General features: G+C 71.4%; 20 protein-coding genes. 5 read left to right on the forward strand and 15 right to left on the reverse strand.

All coding sequences use genetic code 11. From position 1 onward, the window contains the following. Nucleotides 1–9: 9 nt before the first annotated feature. From ACVW00_RS12215 to trpC, 4 genes are read right to left on the reverse strand one after another with little or no spacing between them, the layout of a single operon-like run. Nucleotides 10–639: an SCO family protein gene (locus ACVW00_RS12215; RefSeq protein ID WP_457111170.1), complete on the reverse strand. Its 630-nt coding sequence runs from the start codon at nucleotides 637–639 to the stop codon at nucleotides 10–12. Continuing rightward, nucleotides 632–1,444 (reverse strand): tryptophan synthase subunit alpha, encoded by an 813-nt coding sequence (gene trpA, locus ACVW00_RS12220; protein WP_457111171.1) that lies wholly within the window; start codon nucleotides 1,442–1,444, stop codon nucleotides 632–634. Before trpA ends, ACVW00_RS12215 begins: the two co-directional genes overlap by 8 nt. Then, nucleotides 1,441–2,658 carry a tryptophan synthase subunit beta gene (trpB, locus tag ACVW00_RS12225; protein ID WP_457111172.1) on the reverse strand — a complete coding sequence of 406 codons (1,218 nt, stop codon included), beginning with the start codon at nucleotides 2,656–2,658 and terminating at the stop codon, nucleotides 1,441–1,443. Before trpB ends, trpA begins: the two co-directional genes overlap by 4 nt. Next, nucleotides 2,655–3,443 (reverse strand): indole-3-glycerol phosphate synthase TrpC, encoded by a 789-nt coding sequence (gene trpC / locus ACVW00_RS12230; protein ID WP_457111173.1) that lies wholly within the window; start codon nucleotides 3,441–3,443, stop codon nucleotides 2,655–2,657. The genes trpB and trpC overlap by 4 nt, the downstream gene beginning before the upstream one ends. 172 nt (nucleotides 3,444–3,615) lie before the next feature. On the opposite strand from trpC, the gene ACVW00_RS12235 reads away from it, so the two are divergent. Further along, complete coding sequence (locus ACVW00_RS12235) at nucleotides 3,616–4,029, forward strand: DUF4190 domain-containing protein (RefSeq protein ID WP_457111174.1); 414 nt, start codon at nucleotides 3,616–3,618, stop codon at nucleotides 4,027–4,029. A 9-nt stretch (nucleotides 4,030–4,038) separates the two neighbouring features. Here the strand turns inward: ACVW00_RS12235 and ACVW00_RS12240 are convergent, their stop codons facing one another. The 11 genes from ACVW00_RS12240 to ACVW00_RS12290 all read right to left on the reverse strand — a co-directional run bounded on the left by ACVW00_RS12240 (nucleotide 4,039) and on the right by ACVW00_RS12290 (nucleotide 14,275). Beyond that, a complete protein-coding gene (locus ACVW00_RS12240) occupies nucleotides 4,039–4,479 on the reverse strand; it encodes a DUF2752 domain-containing protein (RefSeq protein ID WP_457111175.1) in 441 nt (146 codons plus the stop codon). Beyond that, entirely contained in the window at nucleotides 4,479–4,670 is a 192-nt protein-coding gene (locus ACVW00_RS12245) for an HGxxPAAW family protein (protein ID WP_457111176.1), read from the reverse strand. The genes ACVW00_RS12240 and ACVW00_RS12245 overlap by 1 nt, the downstream gene beginning before the upstream one ends. Nucleotides 4,671–4,713: 43 nt before the next feature. Beyond that, nucleotides 4,714–5,301, reverse strand: coding sequence for a Trp biosynthesis-associated membrane protein (locus tag ACVW00_RS12250; protein ID WP_457111177.1), 588 nt, complete (start codon nucleotides 5,299–5,301; stop codon nucleotides 4,714–4,716). Then, entirely contained in the window at nucleotides 5,294–5,650 is a 357-nt protein-coding gene (gene hisI, locus ACVW00_RS12255; protein ID WP_457113107.1) for a phosphoribosyl-AMP cyclohydrolase, read from the reverse strand. Before hisI ends, ACVW00_RS12250 begins: the two co-directional genes overlap by 8 nt. A gap of 252 nt (nucleotides 5,651–5,902) precedes the next feature. Next, complete coding sequence (locus ACVW00_RS12260; RefSeq protein WP_457111178.1) at nucleotides 5,903–7,717, reverse strand: ABC transporter ATP-binding protein; 1,815 nt, start codon at nucleotides 7,715–7,717, stop codon at nucleotides 5,903–5,905. Beyond that, nucleotides 7,714–9,501 (reverse strand): ABC transporter ATP-binding protein, encoded by a 1,788-nt coding sequence (locus ACVW00_RS12265; protein WP_457111179.1) that lies wholly within the window; start codon nucleotides 9,499–9,501, stop codon nucleotides 7,714–7,716. The genes ACVW00_RS12260 and ACVW00_RS12265 overlap by 4 nt, the downstream gene beginning before the upstream one ends. Nucleotides 9,502–9,567: 66 nt before the next feature. After that, nucleotides 9,568–10,413 carry an SH3 domain-containing protein gene (locus ACVW00_RS12270; RefSeq protein WP_457111180.1) on the reverse strand — a complete coding sequence of 282 codons (846 nt, stop codon included), beginning with the start codon at nucleotides 10,411–10,413 and terminating at the stop codon, nucleotides 9,568–9,570. 147 nt (nucleotides 10,414–10,560) lie between these two features. Beyond that, the gene (gene dusB / locus ACVW00_RS12275; RefSeq protein WP_457113108.1) at nucleotides 10,561–11,724 is read right to left on the reverse strand and encodes a tRNA dihydrouridine synthase DusB; all 1,164 of its coding nucleotides are present in this window, start codon (nucleotides 11,722–11,724) and stop codon (nucleotides 10,561–10,563) included. After that, nucleotides 11,721–12,404: a hypothetical protein gene (locus tag ACVW00_RS12280; protein WP_457111181.1), complete on the reverse strand. Its 684-nt coding sequence runs from the start codon at nucleotides 12,402–12,404 to the stop codon at nucleotides 11,721–11,723. The genes dusB and ACVW00_RS12280 overlap by 4 nt, the downstream gene beginning before the upstream one ends. A gap of 68 nt (nucleotides 12,405–12,472) precedes the next feature. Further along, a complete protein-coding gene (locus ACVW00_RS12285; protein WP_457111182.1) occupies nucleotides 12,473–13,885 on the reverse strand; it encodes a glycine--tRNA ligase in 1,413 nt (470 codons plus the stop codon). A gap of 84 nt (nucleotides 13,886–13,969) precedes the next feature. Continuing rightward, nucleotides 13,970–14,275: an antibiotic biosynthesis monooxygenase family protein gene (locus ACVW00_RS12290; protein ID WP_457111183.1), complete on the reverse strand. Its 306-nt coding sequence runs from the start codon at nucleotides 14,273–14,275 to the stop codon at nucleotides 13,970–13,972. A 64-nt stretch (nucleotides 14,276–14,339) separates the two neighbouring features. On the opposite strand from ACVW00_RS12290, the gene ACVW00_RS12295 reads away from it, so the two are divergent. The 4 genes from ACVW00_RS12295 to ACVW00_RS12310 are packed head-to-tail and all read left to right on the forward strand — an operon-like array spanning nucleotide 14,340 to nucleotide 17,356. Then, nucleotides 14,340–15,206 carry a metal ABC transporter substrate-binding protein gene (locus ACVW00_RS12295; protein ID WP_457111184.1) on the forward strand — a complete coding sequence of 289 codons (867 nt, stop codon included), beginning with the start codon at nucleotides 14,340–14,342 and terminating at the stop codon, nucleotides 15,204–15,206. Beyond that, a complete protein-coding gene (locus tag ACVW00_RS12300) occupies nucleotides 15,203–15,970 on the forward strand; it encodes a metal ABC transporter ATP-binding protein (RefSeq protein WP_457111185.1) in 768 nt (255 codons plus the stop codon). Before ACVW00_RS12295 ends, ACVW00_RS12300 begins: the two co-directional genes overlap by 4 nt. Next, on the forward strand, nucleotides 15,970–16,962 hold the full coding sequence (locus tag ACVW00_RS12305) for a metal ABC transporter permease (protein WP_457111186.1): 993 nt from the start codon (nucleotides 15,970–15,972) through the stop codon (nucleotides 16,960–16,962). The genes ACVW00_RS12300 and ACVW00_RS12305 overlap by 1 nt, the downstream gene beginning before the upstream one ends. Then, nucleotides 16,949–17,356: a Fur family transcriptional regulator gene (locus ACVW00_RS12310; protein WP_457111187.1), complete on the forward strand. Its 408-nt coding sequence runs from the start codon at nucleotides 16,949–16,951 to the stop codon at nucleotides 17,354–17,356. Before ACVW00_RS12305 ends, ACVW00_RS12310 begins: the two co-directional genes overlap by 14 nt. The last annotated feature ends 58 nt before the right edge of the window (nucleotides 17,357–17,414 follow it).

The raw sequence follows: 17,414 nt of genomic DNA on the forward strand, positions 1-17,414 counted from the left end.
GCTCCTTCGTCACGACTTCAGCAGCTTGATGATGTCAGCCGCCATCGCGGCGGGCGACGTTCCCTGCGTCCAGATCGTCTGGGCCCGGTCGCCCGCGATCCCGAAGACGTACGTCGAGTGGTCGACCTCGTAGCCGCCGCTGGGCAGCTTCTGGCCCTTGTCGACGTAGACCTTGAGCGGGTCGCCGAGGGCGGTGATCTGCTTCAGGTCGCCGGTGACGCCGGTGAACGCCGGGTCGAACCTGGCGAGGTAGCTGCGCAGGACCGGCCCGGTGTCGCGCGCCGGATCGGTGGTCACGAACACCACGCGGACCTGCGTGCGCTGGGTGTCGTCGAGCCGGCTCACCGCACTCGCGATCGAGCTCATCACGGCCTGGCAGATGTCCGGGCAGTTCGTGTAGCCGAAGAACACGACCTTGAGCGGCGTCGGGTCCTTCGCCAGGGAGTACGGCTTCCCCTCGGCGTCCGGGAGCGTGATGTCCGGGACGAGGTACGGGTCGTCGAGGTGGGTGCCGTGGTAGCCGTCGTCGTCGCCCGAGACCGCGGAGACGGGTGCCCGATCGGCCGCACTTCCGCAGCCGGCGACGCCCAGGGCCAGCACCGCGAGCAGCGCTGCGAGCGCCCGGCGGGGCTCAGCCACGCCGCACACCTCGCGCGAGGTCCTCGGTGAGCGCCCGGAGCGCGGTGAGTCCGGCATCACGGTCGGTGCCCGCGTCGAGGAGGGTGCGCACGAATGCCGAGCCGACGATCACCCCGTCGGCGTACGCCGCCACCTCGGCGGCCTGGTCGCCGTTGGAGACGCCGAGCCCGACGCCGATCGGCAGGTCCCCGCCGTACGACGCCACCGCCGTGCGGGTGCGCTCGACGAGGGGGCCCGCGAGGTCGCTCGTGCTCGCGCGGGCGCCGGTCACGCCCATCACCGCGGTGGCGTAGACGAAGCCGCGGCAGGCCGCCGTGGTCATCGCGAGCCGCTCGTCGGTCGACGACGGTGCGACCAGGAAGACCTTGTCGAGGTCGCGTGCATCGGCCGCCGCGATCCACTCCGGGCCCGAGTCAGGAGTCAGGTCGGGCGTGATGAGACCGGCTCCCCCGGCGTCGGCCAGGTCGGCCGCGAACCGGTCGACGCCATAGCGCTCGACGGGGTTCCAGTAGGTCATCACCAGGGTCGGGACGCCGGTGGCGGCGACCGCCTCGACGGTGCGCAGCACGTCGGTCGTGCGCACGCCGCCTTCGAGCGCCTGCTGCGCGGCGGCCTGGATCGTCGGCCCGTCCATCACCGGGTCGCTGTAGGGCAGCCCGATCTCGATGACGTCGCAGCCGGCCTCCACCATCAGCCTGAGCGCCTCGATCGACCGCTCGACCGTGGGGAACCCGGCCGGCAGGTAGCCGACCAGTGCCGCCCGGCCCTCGGCCCGAGTCGCCGCGAAGGCCTTGCCGGTGCTCACTGCCCGCCCTCGGTCTCGACCGGCGCGACCGCCGGAGGAGCCGGGTCGCCCAGGCCGAACCACGTCGTCGTGGTCTCCATGTCCTTGTCACCGCGTCCGGAGAGGTTGACCAGGATCGTCGAGCCCGGAGACTCCTTCGCCAGCTTCAGAGCACCGGCGACGGCGTGCGCCGACTCGATCGCGCAGATGATCCCCTCGGTGCGCGCCAGCAGCGCGAGCGCGTCCATGGCCTCGGCGTCGGTGATCGGCAGGTAGTCGGCGCGGCCGCTCTTCGCGAGATGGGCGTGCTCGGGGCCGACGCCCGGGTAGTCCAGGCCGGCCGAGATCGAGTGCGACTCGATCGTCTGGCCGTCCTCGTCCTGCAGCACGAAGGTCCGCGCTCCGTGCAGCACGCCGATGTCCCCCGCCGTGATCGTCGCAGCGTGCCTGGGAGTGTCGATGCCCTCGCCGCCAGCCTCGAACCCGACGATGCGCACGTCGGTGTCGCCGAGGAAGGCCGTGAACAGCCCGATCGCGTTCGACCCACCGCCGACGCAGGCGGTGACGACGTCGGGCAGGGCGCCGGTCAGCTCGAGGCACTGCGCCCGGGCCTCGTCGCCGATACCGCGGCAGAAGTCGCGGACCATGGCCGGGAACGGGTGCGGTCCCGCTGCGGTGCCGAAGCAGTACGCCGTGTGGTCGACCGTCGCGACCCAGTCACGGATCGCCTCGTTGATCGCGTCCTTGAGGGTGCGGCTGCCGGAGTCGACGGCCCGCACCTCGCTGCCCAGCAGCCGCATCCGGGCGACGTTGAGCGCCTGCCGTCTGGTGTCCAGCTCGCCCATGTAGACCACGCACTCCAGGCCCAGGTACGCCGCCGCGGTGGCCGTGGCGACACCGTGCTGCCCGGCGCCGGTCTCCGCGATCATCCGGGTCTTGCCCATCCGCTTGGCGAGCAGCGCCTGGCCGAGCACGTTGCGGATCTTGTGGGCCCCGGTGTGGTTCAGGTCCTCGCGCTTGAGCAGGATCCGGGCACCGGCGACCTCGGAGAGCCGGGTCGCGTCGTAGAGCAGGCTGGGCACGCCGGCGTACTCGCGCAGGAGGCGGTCGAACTCACCGGTGAACTCGGGGTCCGCCATCGCCTCGTGCCAGACGGCGGTGAGCCGGTCGAGCTCGCTGATCAGCGCCTCGGGCATGAAGCGCCCGCCGAAGTCGCCGTAGGTCCCCTCGGTCACGTGCGCACACCTGCCCGACGCATCGCGTCCACTGCTGCCGCCGGGTCGCCGTCCCTGACCAGCGCCTCCCCGACCAGGACGACGTCAGCACCCTGCTCGGCGTAGCGGGCGGCGTCGTCCGGTCCCGTGACGCCGGACTCGGCGACCTTCACGACGTCGTCCGGCAGCAGCCCGACCAGCCGGCCGAAGGTGCCCGGGTCGACGTCGAGCGTCTTCAGGTTGCGGGCGTTGACGCCGACGAGCTCCGTGCCGGCCGCGAGCGCTCGCCCGATCTCGGCCTCGTCATGCACCTCGACGAGCACGCTCAGCCCCAGCTCGCGGGCCTCGGCGTGGAGCCTGGTCAGCGTCGGGTCGTCGAGCGCTGCGACGATCAGCAGCACCAGGTCGGCGCCGGCGGCGCGCGCCTCCAGCAGCTGGTACGTCGAGACGATGAAGTCCTTGCGCAGCAGCGGCGTCTCCACTGCCGCGCGCACCGTCCGGAGGTCCTCGAGGCTGCCGCCGAACCTGCGCTCCTCGGTGAGGACGGAGATGGCGTCGGCGCCCCCGGCGGCGTACGCGCGCGCGAGCGCGGCGGGATCGGGAATGGCGGCCAGGTCTCCCTTGCTGGGCGAGCGGCGCTTGACCTCGGCGATCACGCTGAGTCCGGAGGATCGGAAGGCCGGCATCGGGTCGCGGGTCACCGGTGCTTCGGAGACCAGCGCCAGCAGGTCGGCCTCAGGCACCGCTGCCTGGCGCACCGCGAGGTCCTCGCGCACCCCGGCCACGATGTCGTCGAGCACGGACATGGGGCTGGCCTCACTGGGGATCGTCGGGACGGCGGGGGCGGTTCAAGGCTCTCACGTGGGCCCACGCCACCGGCTCGGAGGTCCGCCACGGGAGACCGCCGCCGCCCGTCGGTCCCGCGCGTCGGTGATGTCGACCAGTAGGTTGCTGTCGCACCGACCCACGGAGGACCCGATGAGCTATCCGCCCCCGCCCGGCCCCGACGGCGCCGACGCCACACCGCCGCCCCCGCCGGCCCAGCCCCCGACCCCGCCGTACGGCGCGCCGCCGCCCGCCCCGCCCTACGGCGGGCCGCCGCCCGGGTACCCGCCCGCGCCGGGCGGCTACTACGGGCAGCCCATGCCCAGGGGCAACCAGAAGGCGCTGTGGTCGATGATTCTCGGCATCCTGAGCCTGATCTGCTGCGGCGTGATCACCGGCGTCGTGGCGATCGTGCTCAGCCAGCAGGCCAAGCGCGAGATCGCGGCGTCCGGCGGCATGCAGACAGGCGCAGGTCAGGCCCAGGCGGGCTTCATCCTGGGGATCATCGGGATCGCGCTGACGGTGATCGGCCTGATCGCCTTCGCGGGCAGCGGCAGCTTCAGCTAGGGCCTCCGGTCAGGCGACGTGCCAGGCCGTTCCCCACGGAGTGTTGCGGTAGATCGCGAAGGCGATCGCAAGCACGCAGTAGCCCACCAGCAGCGGCCGCACGAGGTTCGCCGGAAGCGTCCGGGACGAGGCCGTCCAGCCGCGGTACGCCCAGAAGGCCCAGAGCCCGAGGATCAGCGGGAGGGAGCCGACGAAGAGCAGGTTGCTGTGCGCCGCGTCCAGCAGCTGGCCCCGGCCGAGGTCGTTGACCGACCGCAGGCCGCCGCACAGCGGGCAGTCCCAGCCGGTGAGCGCCTTGAACGGGCACAGTCCCCACGACCCGTGCTGGTGGGGATCGCGCAGGCGGAGCGCGAGGGCGGCGACACCGACTGCGGCCGCAGCGCCGAGTGGTGCGCGCAGCCGGCGCGCGCGAGCCCCCTGAAGCTCCGGGACACGCGCGAGGATCGCCATCAGTGGCCCGTGTGGTAGCCCATCCGCGCCATCACGTAGCCGACCGCGATCGCGATCGGTGCGAGCGCGACGCCGATCCAGAAGATCGCCATCGAGTCCACCATCAGGCCGATCCCACCCACCACGAAGCTGGCCAGCGCGATGGTCACCGCTGTCCAGGCTGCCGGGGTGTTGCCGTGGTTGTCCGCCATGGGGTGACTCCTTGTCGATGCCGTACCTCTGGGCGTGAGCATTCTAGGGGGACGGCGGCCCGGTACGACGGCTCGGGTCGGTCGGGTCCAGACCGGCGTCCAGGGCCTTCCACAGGTCGGTGTCGTCCGTGCCCGTCGCGCGGGTCGCCGGAGCGTCGTACCGGCTGCTCATCGTGGGCCAGCGAGGTGCGAGCCGCCAGGCCACCACCAGGGCGAGCGAGCTCAGGACGGCGGCGAGCGCGCCGGTCAGGAACCACCCGCTCGGCTGCACGCCCAGGCCGGCCCCTGACGACCCGAGGCTGTCGCGCAGGTCGTCGGGCAGCACGAACGGCGCTGTGGCCGCGCATGCCACGACCCCGAGCGCGGCAGCGAGGGCGATCGCGACCAGAAGTCTTCGCCAGGCACCACGCGAGACCAGGACCGCTCCCCAGCCCGCGAGCACGACCAGCGACAGCGCGAGAGCCAGCGGCATGTCGATCGTCGTCTGCGACGACGGCACGCCGGGCATCGCCGGCTGGTCCGAGGCGAGCCCGAACCAGGGCTTCGCCGAGGCGAGCGCGCAGAGGGCTGCGGAGGCCAGCCCCAGCCCGGCCGTCGGCGCGAAGCCGGTGCGTTGACGCGGGTCAGCCATCGGAGAGCAGGTCGGCGTCGAAGCAGGTGCGCGCTCCGGTGTGGCAGGCAGGACCCTCCTGGTCCACCTTGACCAGCAGGGTGTCACCGTCGCAGTCGAGGCGCACCTCGACGACGTGCTGCCGGTGCCCGGAGGTCTCGCCCTTGACCCAGTACTCCTGGCGCGACCGGCTCCAGAACGTGCCCCGGCCGGTGGTCAGCGTCCGGTGCAGCGCCTCGTCGTCCATCCAGCCGAGCATCAGCACCTCGCCGGTGTCGTGCTGCTGCACGACCGCCGGCACCAGGCCGTGGCCGTCGCGCTTGAGCCGCGCGGCGATGTCGGGGTCGAGGGAGGACGTCACCCCGGCGATTATCCCCGAGCGGGCACAAACGCTGCGCCCAAGTACGCCGAGCGGGCACGAACGCGGCCTGAAGGTACGCCGAGCGGGCAAGAACGCACCCGAAGCGCGTGTCGACCGGCAGACATGCCGCGCGGCAAGCAACGAGCGTTTCTGCCCGCTCGGCATCGTCCCGGACAGCGTTTCTGCCCGCTCGGCGTACTCCGCAGCAGCGTTTCTGCCCGCTCGGCGTACTCCGCAGCTGCGTTTCTGCCCGCTCGGCGGTCAGGTGGCTTGCTGGGCGACCCAGGACGAGTGCAGCCGTCCGTAGACGCCACCCTCGGCGACCAGCGCCGCGTGCGGCCCGCGCTGGACCACGCGGCCCTGGTCGAAGACGATCACCTCGTCGGCGTTCTCGGCCGTCGACATCCGGTGGGCGATGGTGACGCTGGTGCGACCCGACATCAGCGCCTCGAGCGCGCGACCGATGCGCATCTCGAGCGCCGGGTCGACGGCGCTGGTGGCCTCGTCGAGCACCAGCAGGTCCGGGTCGGCGAGGTGTGCCCGGATCAGCGCGGCCAGCTGGCGTTCGCCGGCGCTGAGCGACTCACCCCGCTGGCCGACCCGCGTCTCCAGGCCCAGTGGCAACCCGTCGAGCCAGTCGGCCAGGCCGAGCTCGGCCGCCGCCCGGCGTACGTCGTCGGGGCCGGCGTGCAGGTCGCCGTACTGCGCGTTGGCGATCAGCGTCGAGTCGAAGAGGAAGCCCTCCTGCGGCACCAGCACGACCCGGCGGCGCAGCGACGCGAAGGTCACCGTGCGGAGATCCTGCCCGGCCAGCCGGACCTCGCCCGCCACCGGGTCCACCAGGCGGGTGAGCACCTTGGCGAAGGTGGTCTTCCCCGAACCGGTCTCGCCGACGACGGCGACGCGAGTGCCGGCGGCGATGTCGAGGTGGACGTCGCGCAGCACCAGCGGCCCGCCCGGGTAGGCGAAGTCGACGTGGTCGAACGCCACGTCCAGCGGGCGGTGCGGCAGCTGCACGCCGCGCTCGCCCGGGTCGTCGAGGTCGGCCGGGGTGTCGAGGATGCCGATCACCCGGCGCCACCCGGCGATCGCGTTCTGGGCGTCGGTGAGCACCTGCGTGCCCATCTGGACCGGGCTCACGAACAAGGTGACCAGGAACGCGAAGGCGAGCACCTGTCCCGAGGTGATGTCACCTGCCCAGAGATGTCCGCGACCGAGCCAGATGCCGACCAGCAGGACCAGCGCGTTCGCGAGGCCCGCCGAGACACCACCGAGGGAGAACGAGAACGCGGTGAGCCCCTGGGCCTTCGTGCTGGCGGTCTGGTAGGCCCCGATCGCGTCGTCGATGCGCGCCTGGGTGCGGCCCTCGATCGCGTGCGTCCGCACGACCACGGCGCCGACCACGGGCTCGGACACGGCGGCGAGCATCTGCCCGACCATTCGGCGGACCACGCCGTAGGCCTCCGAGAGCTTGCGCTGGAAGAAGCGCAGGGAGAGGAACAGCGGGGCGAAGCACACCCACACGACGATCGTGAGCTGCCAGCTGTAGAACAGCATGATCAGCGTGGCGACCACGATCTGGCCGACGCTGATGATGCCGATGATCCCGCCGAAGACCAGGAACTGGCTGACCTGGTCGACGTCGCTGGTCACGCGGGAGACCAGCGAGCCGCGGCGCTCGGTGTTCTGCGTCAGCAGGGGCAGGTCGTGGACGTGTCGGAAGGCCTTGATCCGCAGGGTCGCGAGGCCGCGTTCGGCACTCGTGAAAAGGCGCGCCGTCATCAGGTACGCCGAGACGCCGGTCAGCACCAGCGCTGCGGCCGCGAAGAACGCCATCCTGGTCACGAAGGCCAGGTCGATCCCGTGGGGACCGTTGATGCCGCGGTCGAGCGTCTGCTGCACGACGATCGGCACGACGACCCGCCCGGCGGTGCCGAGCAGGGCCAGGGCCAGCGTGCCCCAGAAGCCCTCCTTGAGCTCGGGCGAGATCTCGGCGCCGCGCTTGATCGTCTGCCAGGCCGAGATCTCGTCGCCGGTGGCCATCGAGGTGCCCGCGGCGGCAACAGTCACGCTCATGTCGGCACCTCCTCGTAGGCGTTGACCAGGCGGGCGTACGCCGGGTTGCGGGCGAGCAGCTCGGCATGGCTGCCACGGTCGGCGATCCGGCCGTCGTCGAGGAAGAGCACCTCGTCGGCCAGGCCGATGGTCGCCTTGCGGTAGGCGATGAGCAGGAGCGTCGAACCGGTGGAGCCGGAGCGCAGCGTGCTCCTCATCGCCGCGAGGATCCGGGCCTCGACCTCGGGGTCGACCGCCGAGGTGGCGTCGTCGAGGACGAGCAGGCGCGGCCGGCGTACCAGCGCCCGCGCGAGCGAGAGTCGCTGTCGCTGACCCCCGGAGAGCGTCGTGCCGCGTTCGCCGAGCCGGGAGTCCAGGCCCTTCGGCAGCGCCGCGACGAACCCGTCGGCCTGTGCGGTCCGCAGGGCAGCCCACACGTCCTCGTCGGCGACGTCCTCGCCCAGCGTGACGTTGCCGCGCACGGTGTCGTCGAACATGAAGGCGGTCTGCGGCACCAGCGCGACGTGCCGGGCGATCTCACCGGCAGCCAGGTCGCGCAGGTCGGTGCCGTCGAGCAGCACCCTGCCGCCGTCGGGGTCGACGAGGCGGGTGAGCAGCGTGGTGAGGGTGCTCTTGCCGGCCGCCGTCTCGCCCACGATGGCGACGGTGCGGCCGGGCTCCAGCGCGAAGCTCAGGTCGGCGAGCAGGCGCTGGCCGCGGACGTAGGAGTACTCCAGCCGATCGACATCGAGCCGTGCGGCGCCGTCCGTGCCGGCGAGCCGCACGTCGCCGTACGTCGTGTCCACGTGCTCGTCGAGCACCCGGTGCACCCGCCGGAAGCCGACGACCGAGCGCGGGAACTCCCCCAGCAGCCAGCCGATCGAGCGGATCGGGAACGCGACGATCGTGAGCAGGTAGGCGATCGTCACCAGGTCACCGGGATCGGCGGCGCCGTTGCGGATCCGCCAGACGCCGACACCCAGGACGGCGAGCACGCCGAAGCCCGGCAGCGCCTCGAGGAGCGGGTCGAAGACTGCGCGGATCCTGCCGACCCGGACGCCGAGGTCGCGCAGCTGGAGCGCCTTCTCCGCGAAGCGCTCGGTCTCCTCCGCCTCACGGCCCAGCGTCTTGACGACCATCGCGCCGTCGAAGGACTCGTGCGCGACCTCGCTGAGCTCGGCGCGCAGCGCCTGGATCCGGGTGAACAGCGGTGAGGAGAAGCGCTGGTAGGTCAAGGTGGCAGCGGTGACCAGCGGGAAGACCATCAGCCCGACCGCTGCCATCGGCAGGTCGACCAGCAGCATCTGCACGACCGCGATCACGACCATCGCCAGCGTGCCGACCGCCATCGGGAGCGGCGCGATCGGCGCCCAGGCGGCCTCGACGTCGGAGTTCGCGTTGGACAGCAGCTGCCCGGCCGGGTGCTTCTGGTGCCAGGACATCGGCAGCCGGAGGTGTTGGGCGGTGACCTCGCGCCGGTACGCCGCCTGCATCCGGTACTGCATCACCCCCGCACCCAGCCGGCGGGCGACGATGCCCACGGCCCGGAGGATCGCGACGCCGAGGAACAGCCCGAGCACGGCGAGGATGCCGCCGGAGGTGGTCGTGCCGTCCTCGAAGGCAGGGAGCACCACGTGGTCGGTCGCCCAGCCGAGGACCCAGGCATCGGCGACGGTGAGCGCGCCGAAGAGGACGCTGCCGAGGGTCGAGACCGTGAAGATCCACGGCTGCCGCCGGATCGCCACACCGAGGACCTTGAACCCGTCGAGCAGGGTCGTCCGTCCGGACTCGGCTGGGTCACTCACAGTGGGGCAACCCTAGGCGGGGGCCGTCTGTTCCGCCCACCTGATTACGACGAGGTTCGCGAGGCCCTAGTCGACCGAGACGTGCACGTGGTCGTAGTGGTTCGCGGTCTCCGAGCCCCGGCTCGGCATCGCCCGCCAGCCCTCGCTGGAACGCACCGGCGTCCAGATGTGCTGGCGCCAGATGATGTCGAAGAGGCCCAGTTCGGACGCGTGCGCCTGGAGGAACTCCGCGATGGAGTTCCCCAGCGCGACGTCGCTGGTCATGATGTCCAGCGCCTTGCCGCTGCTGTGCTCGCCGTGGTTGTCCCACCCGCCGTACTGCGAGACCTGGGGGAACGCGTGGCACACGGCGCGGTAGAGGCGGACTGCTCCGGAGGTGAGCCGGTACTCGACCGAGGAGTCCGGGCAAGGCGCGTCGCTCAGCGGCAGGTGTGCGGGGTCGGTCGGCTTCTTCTCCACGAGGTACGCCGCGGTCACCCAGGCGACCGTCCTGGCACCCTCGTCGCGCACCAGCACCTGCGCGTAGTCGCCGCTCTGCTGGCCGGTGACCCGGACCCGGGAGACGGCCTTCATCTCGCCGAGGACGCGGGCGTCCTGGTCGGGAGTGGCGCGCAGGTCGAGGGCGGCGGTCGTCCAGAGCCGGCCGGCGACCTTCGGGTCGATCAGCGCCGTGACGGCCTGCCGGTCGGTGTCGCGGGAGACCCCGACGGCGCGCTCGGCGACGACGTGGTCGCCCGCTGCCGACGCAAGGTCGTCACTGGCGTAGCGGCTCAGGTCGAGGGGCTGCGAGCCGCCTCCGGAGACGGCGACACCGATGCCGACGACGGCACTGGTGACCAACGGGGCGGCCAGGAAGGCGATGCGTCGGTTCCGGGATGCTTGTGGCGCAAGGCTGTGTCTGCCTCGGGTCACGAGACGTCCTAACGTTGACTACAAGGGCGTGCCCTCGCGTGGAGGGCCACGCCATCAGAACACGGCTAGCCGCCGGAACGCGAATCAAAGCGGACATTTGCGACGTGAGTCGGGCCACCCGGCGTGACCGGGGTCACCCGGGCGGACTCAGCCTCCGGTGGTCTCGTCGGCGTCCTCGCGCACGACCAGGCCGCGACCGTCGGTGTCGTCGAGCCATCCCTCCGGCAGCGCCACCCTCTTCCGGGGGCTCCCCTGCCGTCCGCGCGGCGCGCCGAGGACCACCGTCGGGAAGGGCTCGTCGGGGTCCAGCTCGGCGAGCAGGGCGTCCAGCCGCTCGAGGGTGGAGACGAGAGCGAGCTCCCGACGGAGCTCGCCACCGGCAGCGAAGCCCTTGAGGTACCAGGACACGTGCTTGCGGAACTCCTTGCAGCCGCGCTCCTCCCCCATGTGCCGGCAGAGCAGCTCTGCGTGCCGGCGCATCATCGTGCTCACCTCGCCGAGGGTCGGCAGGGTCGGCGTCTCGACGCGGTCGACAGAAGAGCGGTTCGCGAATGCGGCGGCCAGGTCGCGGAACAGCCACGGCCGGCCCAGGCACCCACGGCCGACGACGACTCCGGCTGCACCCGTCTGCTCCACCATCCGCAGGGCGTCCGCCGCCTCCCAGATGTCGCCGTTGCCCAGCACCGGGATCGACACGTGCTCCACCAGGCGAGTGATCGCGTCCCAGTCGGCCGTGCCGGAGTAGCCCTGCAGCGCGGTGCGGCCGTGCAGCGCGATGGCCGCGACCCCGGACTCCTCCGCGATCCGGCCGGCGTCGAGGTAGCTGAGGTGCTCCGGATCGATGCCCATCCGCGTCTTCATGGTGACCGGTACGTCGTACCGGCTGGCGGCGCCGACCGCTGCCCGGAGGATCTCGCCGAGCAGGGTCCGCTTCCAGGGCAACGCAGCTCCCCCGCCCTTGCGGGTCACCTTGGGCACCGGGCAGCCGAAGTTGAGGTCGACGTGCGCGACGCCGTAGTCGGCGCAGAGGATCTCGGTCGCCTTGCCGACGTACGCCGGATCGGTGCCGTAGAGCTGGACCGAGCGGACGTCCTCGAGCTCGTCGAAGACCAGCATCGACCGCGTGGTGGCATCTCCCTCGACCAGGCCGCGGCTGGTGATCATCTCGCAGACGAAAAGCCCAGAGGAACCCTGCGCTGCAACTTGTTCCATACACAGCCGGCGGTAGGCGGCATTGGTGATGCCGGCCATCGGTGCCAGCACCACCGGGGTGTCGACCCGGAGAGCTCCGAGCCTCAGACCATTGCTCAGGACGACTTCTTCTTCTTCTTCTTTTTCTTCGGCGTGGCCGGCGGCGTCGTCGCCGGCGCCGTGACGTCGCCCTTCCACACGATCGGCGCGACCGCCTGCAGCGGGCGGAAGCTCACGCCCGTGAGCTTCCCGTGGTCCGGGACGAGGTACACCAGGCACGTGGTCACCGTCGCGTTCGGCGCGAACGTCGTCGGCAGCGGGGTCGAGGCGCACGGCGCGAACGAGTTGGTGAAGCTCGACGCCTGGATCAGCGTGTTGGCGTCGTCGACCGCCCAGAGCGGGATCGGGGTCTGGCCCACGTCGCCGTCGCCGACGTTGGTCACGGTGACGTTGACGTAGTACGGCGTTGACTCCTTGGTGCGGTCGTCGAGCACGTAGGTGCCGAGGTCGGCGATGGTGCCCTCCGCCGCGGAGTTGACGGTCAGCTCCAGCACGGTGTTGCGCTGGGAGTTCGGCTCGTAGGCCACCGTCGCCTTCTCGCCGAACTTCAGCTCGGCCCCCGCCTTGGTCAGCACGACCCCGGACGGCACGTTGACGTCGGCCGTCGGCACCGTGACCGACGGCTTGGTCGTCGGCTTCTCCTCGCCCCCGCACCCCGAGAGGACGAGCGCCGCGGCGACCACGGGGATCGTCCAGCGGAGGGTGGCGCGGCGCAGTGCGGCGGGAGCAGGGTGGGTCACCCGCACATTGTGCACAGGCGCACCGCCGTTGCGGTCCGGGCGCCGCTCCGAGGCTCCGGACGCCGGCGTCAGCATGCGCCCAGGCGCTCGGCGAAGTAGGTGCGCAGGCCGTCGAGCGAGATCCGGTCCTGGCTCATCGAGTCGCGCTCGCGCACCGTCGCAGCGCCGTCCTCGAGGCTCTCGAAGTCGACGGTGACGCAGTACGGCGTACCGATCTCGTCCTGGCGGCGGTAGCGGCGGCCGATCGCGCCGGAGTCGTCGAACTCGACGTTCCAGAGCTGGCGCAGCTCGGCTGCGAGCGCCCGGGCCCGCGGCGTGAGGTCCTCGTTGCGGCTCAGCGGCAGCACCGCGATCTTCACCGGCGCCAGCCGTGGGTCGAGCCGCAGGACGGTGCGCTTGTCGACCCCGCCCTTGGTGTTGGGGGCCTCGTCCTCGGTCCAGGCGTCGACGAGGAAGGTCATCAGGCTGCGCGACAAGCCGGCCGCCGGCTCGATCACGTAGGGCGTGTAGCGCTCGTTGTTGGCCTGGTCGAAGTACGACAGGTCCGTGCCGGACGCCTTGGAGTGCACGGTGAGGTCGTAGTCGGTCCGGTTCGCGATGCCCTCGAGCTCACCCCACTCCGAGCCGGCGAAGTTGAACCGGTACTCGATGTCGACCGTGCGGGTGGAGTAGTGGCTGCGCTTCTCCGCGGGGTGCTCGAAGTGGCGGAGGTTCTCCTCACGGATGCCGAGGTCGACGTACCAGCGGGTGCGCTCGTCGATCCAGTACTGGTGCCACTCGGCGTCCTCGCCGGGCTTGACGAAGAACTCCATCTCCATCTGCTCGAACTCCCGCGTGCGGAAGATGAAGTTGCCGGGCGTGATCTCGTTGCGGAAGCTCTTGCCGATCTGCGCGATGCCGAACGGCGGCTTCTTGCGGCTGGAGGTCACCACGTTGAGGAAGTTCAGGAAGATGCCCTGCGCGGTCTCCGGGCGCAGGTAGTGCAGCCCGGACTCGTCCTCGAGGACGCCGAGGTAGGTCTTCAGCAGGCCGGAGAACTGCCGCGGCGGCGTCCACGCCCCGCGGGTGCCGCAGTTGGGACAGGCGACGGTTGCGAGGTCGACGTCGTCGGGCGAGCTGATGGTGTCGCCCTTCTTCACGGCCTTCTCGAAGACCGCCTCCTGGAGGTGGTCGGCGCGGAACCGCTTGTGGCACGACTGGCACTCGGTCAGCGGGTCGGTGAACGTGGCGACGTGGCCCGACGCCTCCCACGTCTGGCGCGGCAGGATCACGCTGGAGTCGAGTCCGACGACGTCGTCGCGCGACTGCACCATCGAGCGCCACCACTGGCGCTTGATGTTCTCCTTCAGCTCGACGCCGAGCGGGCCGTAGTCCCAGGCCGAGCGGGTGCCGCCGTAGATCTCGCCACAGGGGAAGACGAAACCGCGGCGCTTGGCGAGGGAGACGACGTTGTCGACGACGGAGACGGGCTTGTTGGCCACGGGTGTTCAGCTCCTGCACACTTCTGGAGAGCTCTTCTGCCGACTGGCTGCCGGCGAGCGAGAGCACACCCTATCGAGTGCAGATCAGGTGGCGCTCCTCGGAATCGACTCGTTGAGCTCGCCGTCGAGGTCCTCGAAGGCGCTGGGCTCGTCGATCGCGCGGCTCAGCAGCGGCACGGCGCCGACCTTCACGTCGTACGTCGAGAGCGCGCGGCGGTAGCTGCCGACGTCACGCCACCGGGTCACCATCGCCCACAGCGACGGGTCGTCGACGTTGCGGCCGAGCCGTCCGTCCTCGTAGCCCGCCTGTGCCGACAGCACCGCGAGCGCGGCCTCCAGGTCGCCGCGGAACGCCGCGTCGGGCTCGCGGAACCTGTTCACGACCAGCACGCGTCGATCGTAGACCGTCGATGCGACTTGACAATGATTCTCATTTCAAATGAGAATCATTGTCATGCGCCTTCGGACCCTCGCTCCGGTACTCGCCGTCCTGGTGGCCGCGCCGCTCTCGGCGTGCGGCGCCGGGTCCGGCGACGGCCGCCCGACCGTGGTCGCGTCGTTCTACCCCCTGGAGTACGTCACCGAGCAGCTCGCCGGCGACCACGTCCGGATCGTCGACCTCACCGCCCCCGGCGTGGAGCCGCACGATCTCGAGCTGACCCCGCGCCAGGTCGGTGAGGTCGCGGACGCCGACCTGGTGGTGTACGAGTCGAAGCTCCAGCCCGCCGTCGACAGCGCCGTCGGCGAGAACGCGAAGAGCACGAGCCTCGACGTCGCACCGTCGGTGGAGCTCACCGCGGGCAACCCGCACTTCTGGCTCGACCCGTTGCGGCTGGCGCACGCGGCGACGGCGATCGAGGCGAGGCTCGCGGAGGTGGACCCGGCGCACGCCGACGACTTCGCGGCGAACCTGGCCACCCTGAGCGAAACCTTGACCGGCATCGACCAGGACTTCACGACCGGGCTCGCCGACTGCGAACGGCACGTGATCGTCACCAGCCACGACGCCTTCGGCTACTGGAGCCGCTACGGACTGACCTCCGAGCCGATCGCCGGGCTGTCTCCCGACGCCGAACCGAGCGCCTCGCACCTCGACCAGCTGCGCTCGCTCATCGAGAAGGACCACATCACCACCGTCTTCAGCGAGACGCTGGCCAGCCCGAAGATGGCCGACGTCCTCTCCCACGACCTCGGAGTCGCCTCGGCCGTGCTCGACCCGATCGAGGGGATCGCCAAGGGCAGGTCGGCCGACTACGTCTCGATCATGCGCGCCAACCTTGCCGCGCTGCAGAAGGCCAACGGGTGCAAGGTGTCCTCATGAGTGCCGTCATCGAGATCACCGGCGGCGGGGTCACCCTGTCCGGCCGGCCGATCCTGCGCGACGTCGACCTCCACGTCGAGGCCGGAGAGGTGGTCGCCCTCCTGGGGGCGAACGGCTCCGGCAAGTCGACGCTGGTCAAGGCGGTGCTTGGGCTGCTGCCGATGTCGGCGGGCCACGTGCGGCTCTTCGGACGGCCGCTCGAGGACTTCGACGCCTGGCAGCGACTCGGCTACGTGCCCCAGCGCTCGACGATCACGCAGGGAGTCCCCTCCACCGTGCGCGAGGTGGTCGCCGCCGGAAGGCTCGCGCGCCGGCGTCCGTTCCAGCTGCCCCGGGCCGAGGACCGGCTCGCCGTACGGGACGCACTCGAGGCCGTGGGGCTGGCCGACCGTGCCGCCCAGCAGGTAGCCACGCTGTCGGGTGGCCAGCAGCAGCGCGTGCTGATGGCCCGCACGCTGGCCGGCCAGCCCGAGCTGCTGGTGCTCGACGAGCCGAACGCCGGTGTCGACCTGGTCAGCCAGCAGGCGATCGCCGCGACCCTGGCCGACCGCGCGCGAGCCGGGTCGACCATCGTCGTCGTGCTGCACGAGCTCGGGCCGTTCGAGCCGCTCATCGGGCGCACGGTCGTCCTCCGCGAGGGCCGGGTCACCTACGACGGCGCACCGAGCTCGCTGGAGCAAGCCGGGCACGGTGAGCACTGCGAGCCGGACGAACGGCGCCCTCCCGTCGCTCCGATGTCCGGCCTGCTCGGAGAGGAGCACTGATGTTGGACCTGCTCTCGCAGCCGTTCATGGTTCGGGCGCTCATCGCCGCCGCCGCGACCGGTCTCGCGGCACCGGCAGTCGGCACCTTCCTGGTCCAGCGCCGGCTCTCGCTGATGGGTGACGGCATCGGGCACATCAGCGTGACCGGGGTCGCGCTCGGTCTCCTCACCGGCACGTCGCCCACCTTGACCGCGGTCGCCGTCGCCATCTTCGGGGCGGTGGCCATCGAGCTGATCCGCTCGTCGGGGCGCGCGTCGGGCGACGTCGCGCTGGCGCTGATCTTCTACGGAGGCCTGGCCGGTGGGCTCATGCTCGTGTCCATCGGCGGTGACGGCGTCGCCACCCTTCAGTCCTACCTCTACGGCTCGCTGCTCTCGATCTCGCCGCAGGACCTCTGGGTCAGCATCATCCTCTTCGGGGGCGCGGTCATCTCGCTGTGCCTCGCCCTGCTCCCCCAGCTGTTCTCGGTGTCCAACGACGAGGACTTTGCGCGCACCAGCGGCTTGCCGGTGCAGTTCTACAACGTCCTGATCTCGGTGCTCGCGGCAGTCTCGGTCAGCGTCGCCATGCGCACGGTCGGCCTCCTCCTCGTCAGCGCCTTGCTGGTGATCCCGGTCGCCACCGCCCAGCAGTTCTCGAGGGGCTTCCGGTCCACCATGCTGTCCGCGATGCTCGCCGGGCTGGTCGCCTCGCTCGCCGGGGTGGTGGTGTCGTGGTACGCCGACGTGCCGCCCGGTCCGTCGATCGTGCTCGTCGCTCTCCTCGGCTTCACCGTCACCGCGCCCGTCGGCATCGTGCTGCAGCGTCGGCGCCTGGCCCGGGTGCCCTTCGAGATGCCGGTGCGGCCCGAGGAGCAGGTCGTGGAGGAGAACCACCGCCACGAGCACGGCCCGCGCTGCGGCCATGTCGCGGTCGAGCACGGCGACCACGTCGACTACATCCACGACGGTCACCGGCACGCCGTACACGGAGGGCACTATGACGAGCACTGAGGACCGGAACGCGCAGGGCCTGCGCCCCACCCGGCAGCGACGAGCCGTCGCCGCGGCGCTCCAGGAGTTCGACGACTTCCGGAGCGCCCAGGAGGTCCACGAGGCGCTGAAGGCGGGCGGCGACAACGTGGGCCTGTCGACGGTCTACCGCGCCCTGCAGGCGATGGCCGACGCCGGCGAGCTCGACACCCTGCGCGCGGAGGGTGGCGAGGCGGTCTACCGACGGTGCAGCGGCAGCCACCACCACCACCTGGTGTGCCGCAGCTGCGGGGCGACCGTGGAGGTCGAGGGTCCCACCGTCGAGCGCTGGACCCGCACCGTCGCCGAGGCCCACGGCTACGCGGACGTCAGCCACACCCTGGAGATCTTCGGCACCTGCTCGCGCTGCGTCTGAACCGCCGAGGCGGCTCAGATGAAAGCCCCGGAGTCGCCGAGGCGGCTCGGATGAAAGC

Source organism: Marmoricola sp. URHA0025 HA25 (assembly GCF_054059435.1).

Bases quoted from the DNA above. Each gene is read 5' to 3' on its own strand.
- ACVW00_RS12250 (WP_457111177.1), bottom strand. From the start codon at position 5,301: ATGGCTGACCCGCGTCAACGCACCGGCTTCGCGCCGACGGCCGGGCTG.
- ACVW00_RS12310 (WP_457111187.1), top strand. From the start codon at position 16,949: ATGACGAGCACTGAGGACCGGAACGCGCAGGGCCTGCGCCCCACCCGG.
- ACVW00_RS12300 (WP_457111185.1), top strand. From the start codon at position 15,203: ATGAGTGCCGTCATCGAGATCACCGGCGGCGGGGTCACCCTGTCCGGC.
- ACVW00_RS12260 (WP_457111178.1), bottom strand. From the start codon at position 7,717: ATGAGCGTGACTGTTGCCGCCGCGGGCACCTCGATGGCCACCGGCGAC.
- ACVW00_RS12295 (WP_457111184.1), top strand. From the start codon at position 14,340: ATGCGCCTTCGGACCCTCGCTCCGGTACTCGCCGTCCTGGTGGCCGCG.
- ACVW00_RS12235 (WP_457111174.1), top strand. From the start codon at position 3,616: ATGAGCTATCCGCCCCCGCCCGGCCCCGACGGCGCCGACGCCACACCG.
- trpC (WP_457111173.1), bottom strand. From the start codon at position 3,443: ATGTCCGTGCTCGACGACATCGTGGCCGGGGTGCGCGAGGACCTCGCG.
- ACVW00_RS12240 (WP_457111175.1), bottom strand. From the start codon at position 4,479: ATGGCGATCCTCGCGCGTGTCCCGGAGCTTCAGGGGGCTCGCGCGCGC.
- ACVW00_RS12245 (WP_457111176.1), bottom strand. From the start codon at position 4,670: ATGGCGGACAACCACGGCAACACCCCGGCAGCCTGGACAGCGGTGACC.
- ACVW00_RS12305 (WP_457111186.1), top strand. From the start codon at position 15,970: ATGTTGGACCTGCTCTCGCAGCCGTTCATGGTTCGGGCGCTCATCGCC.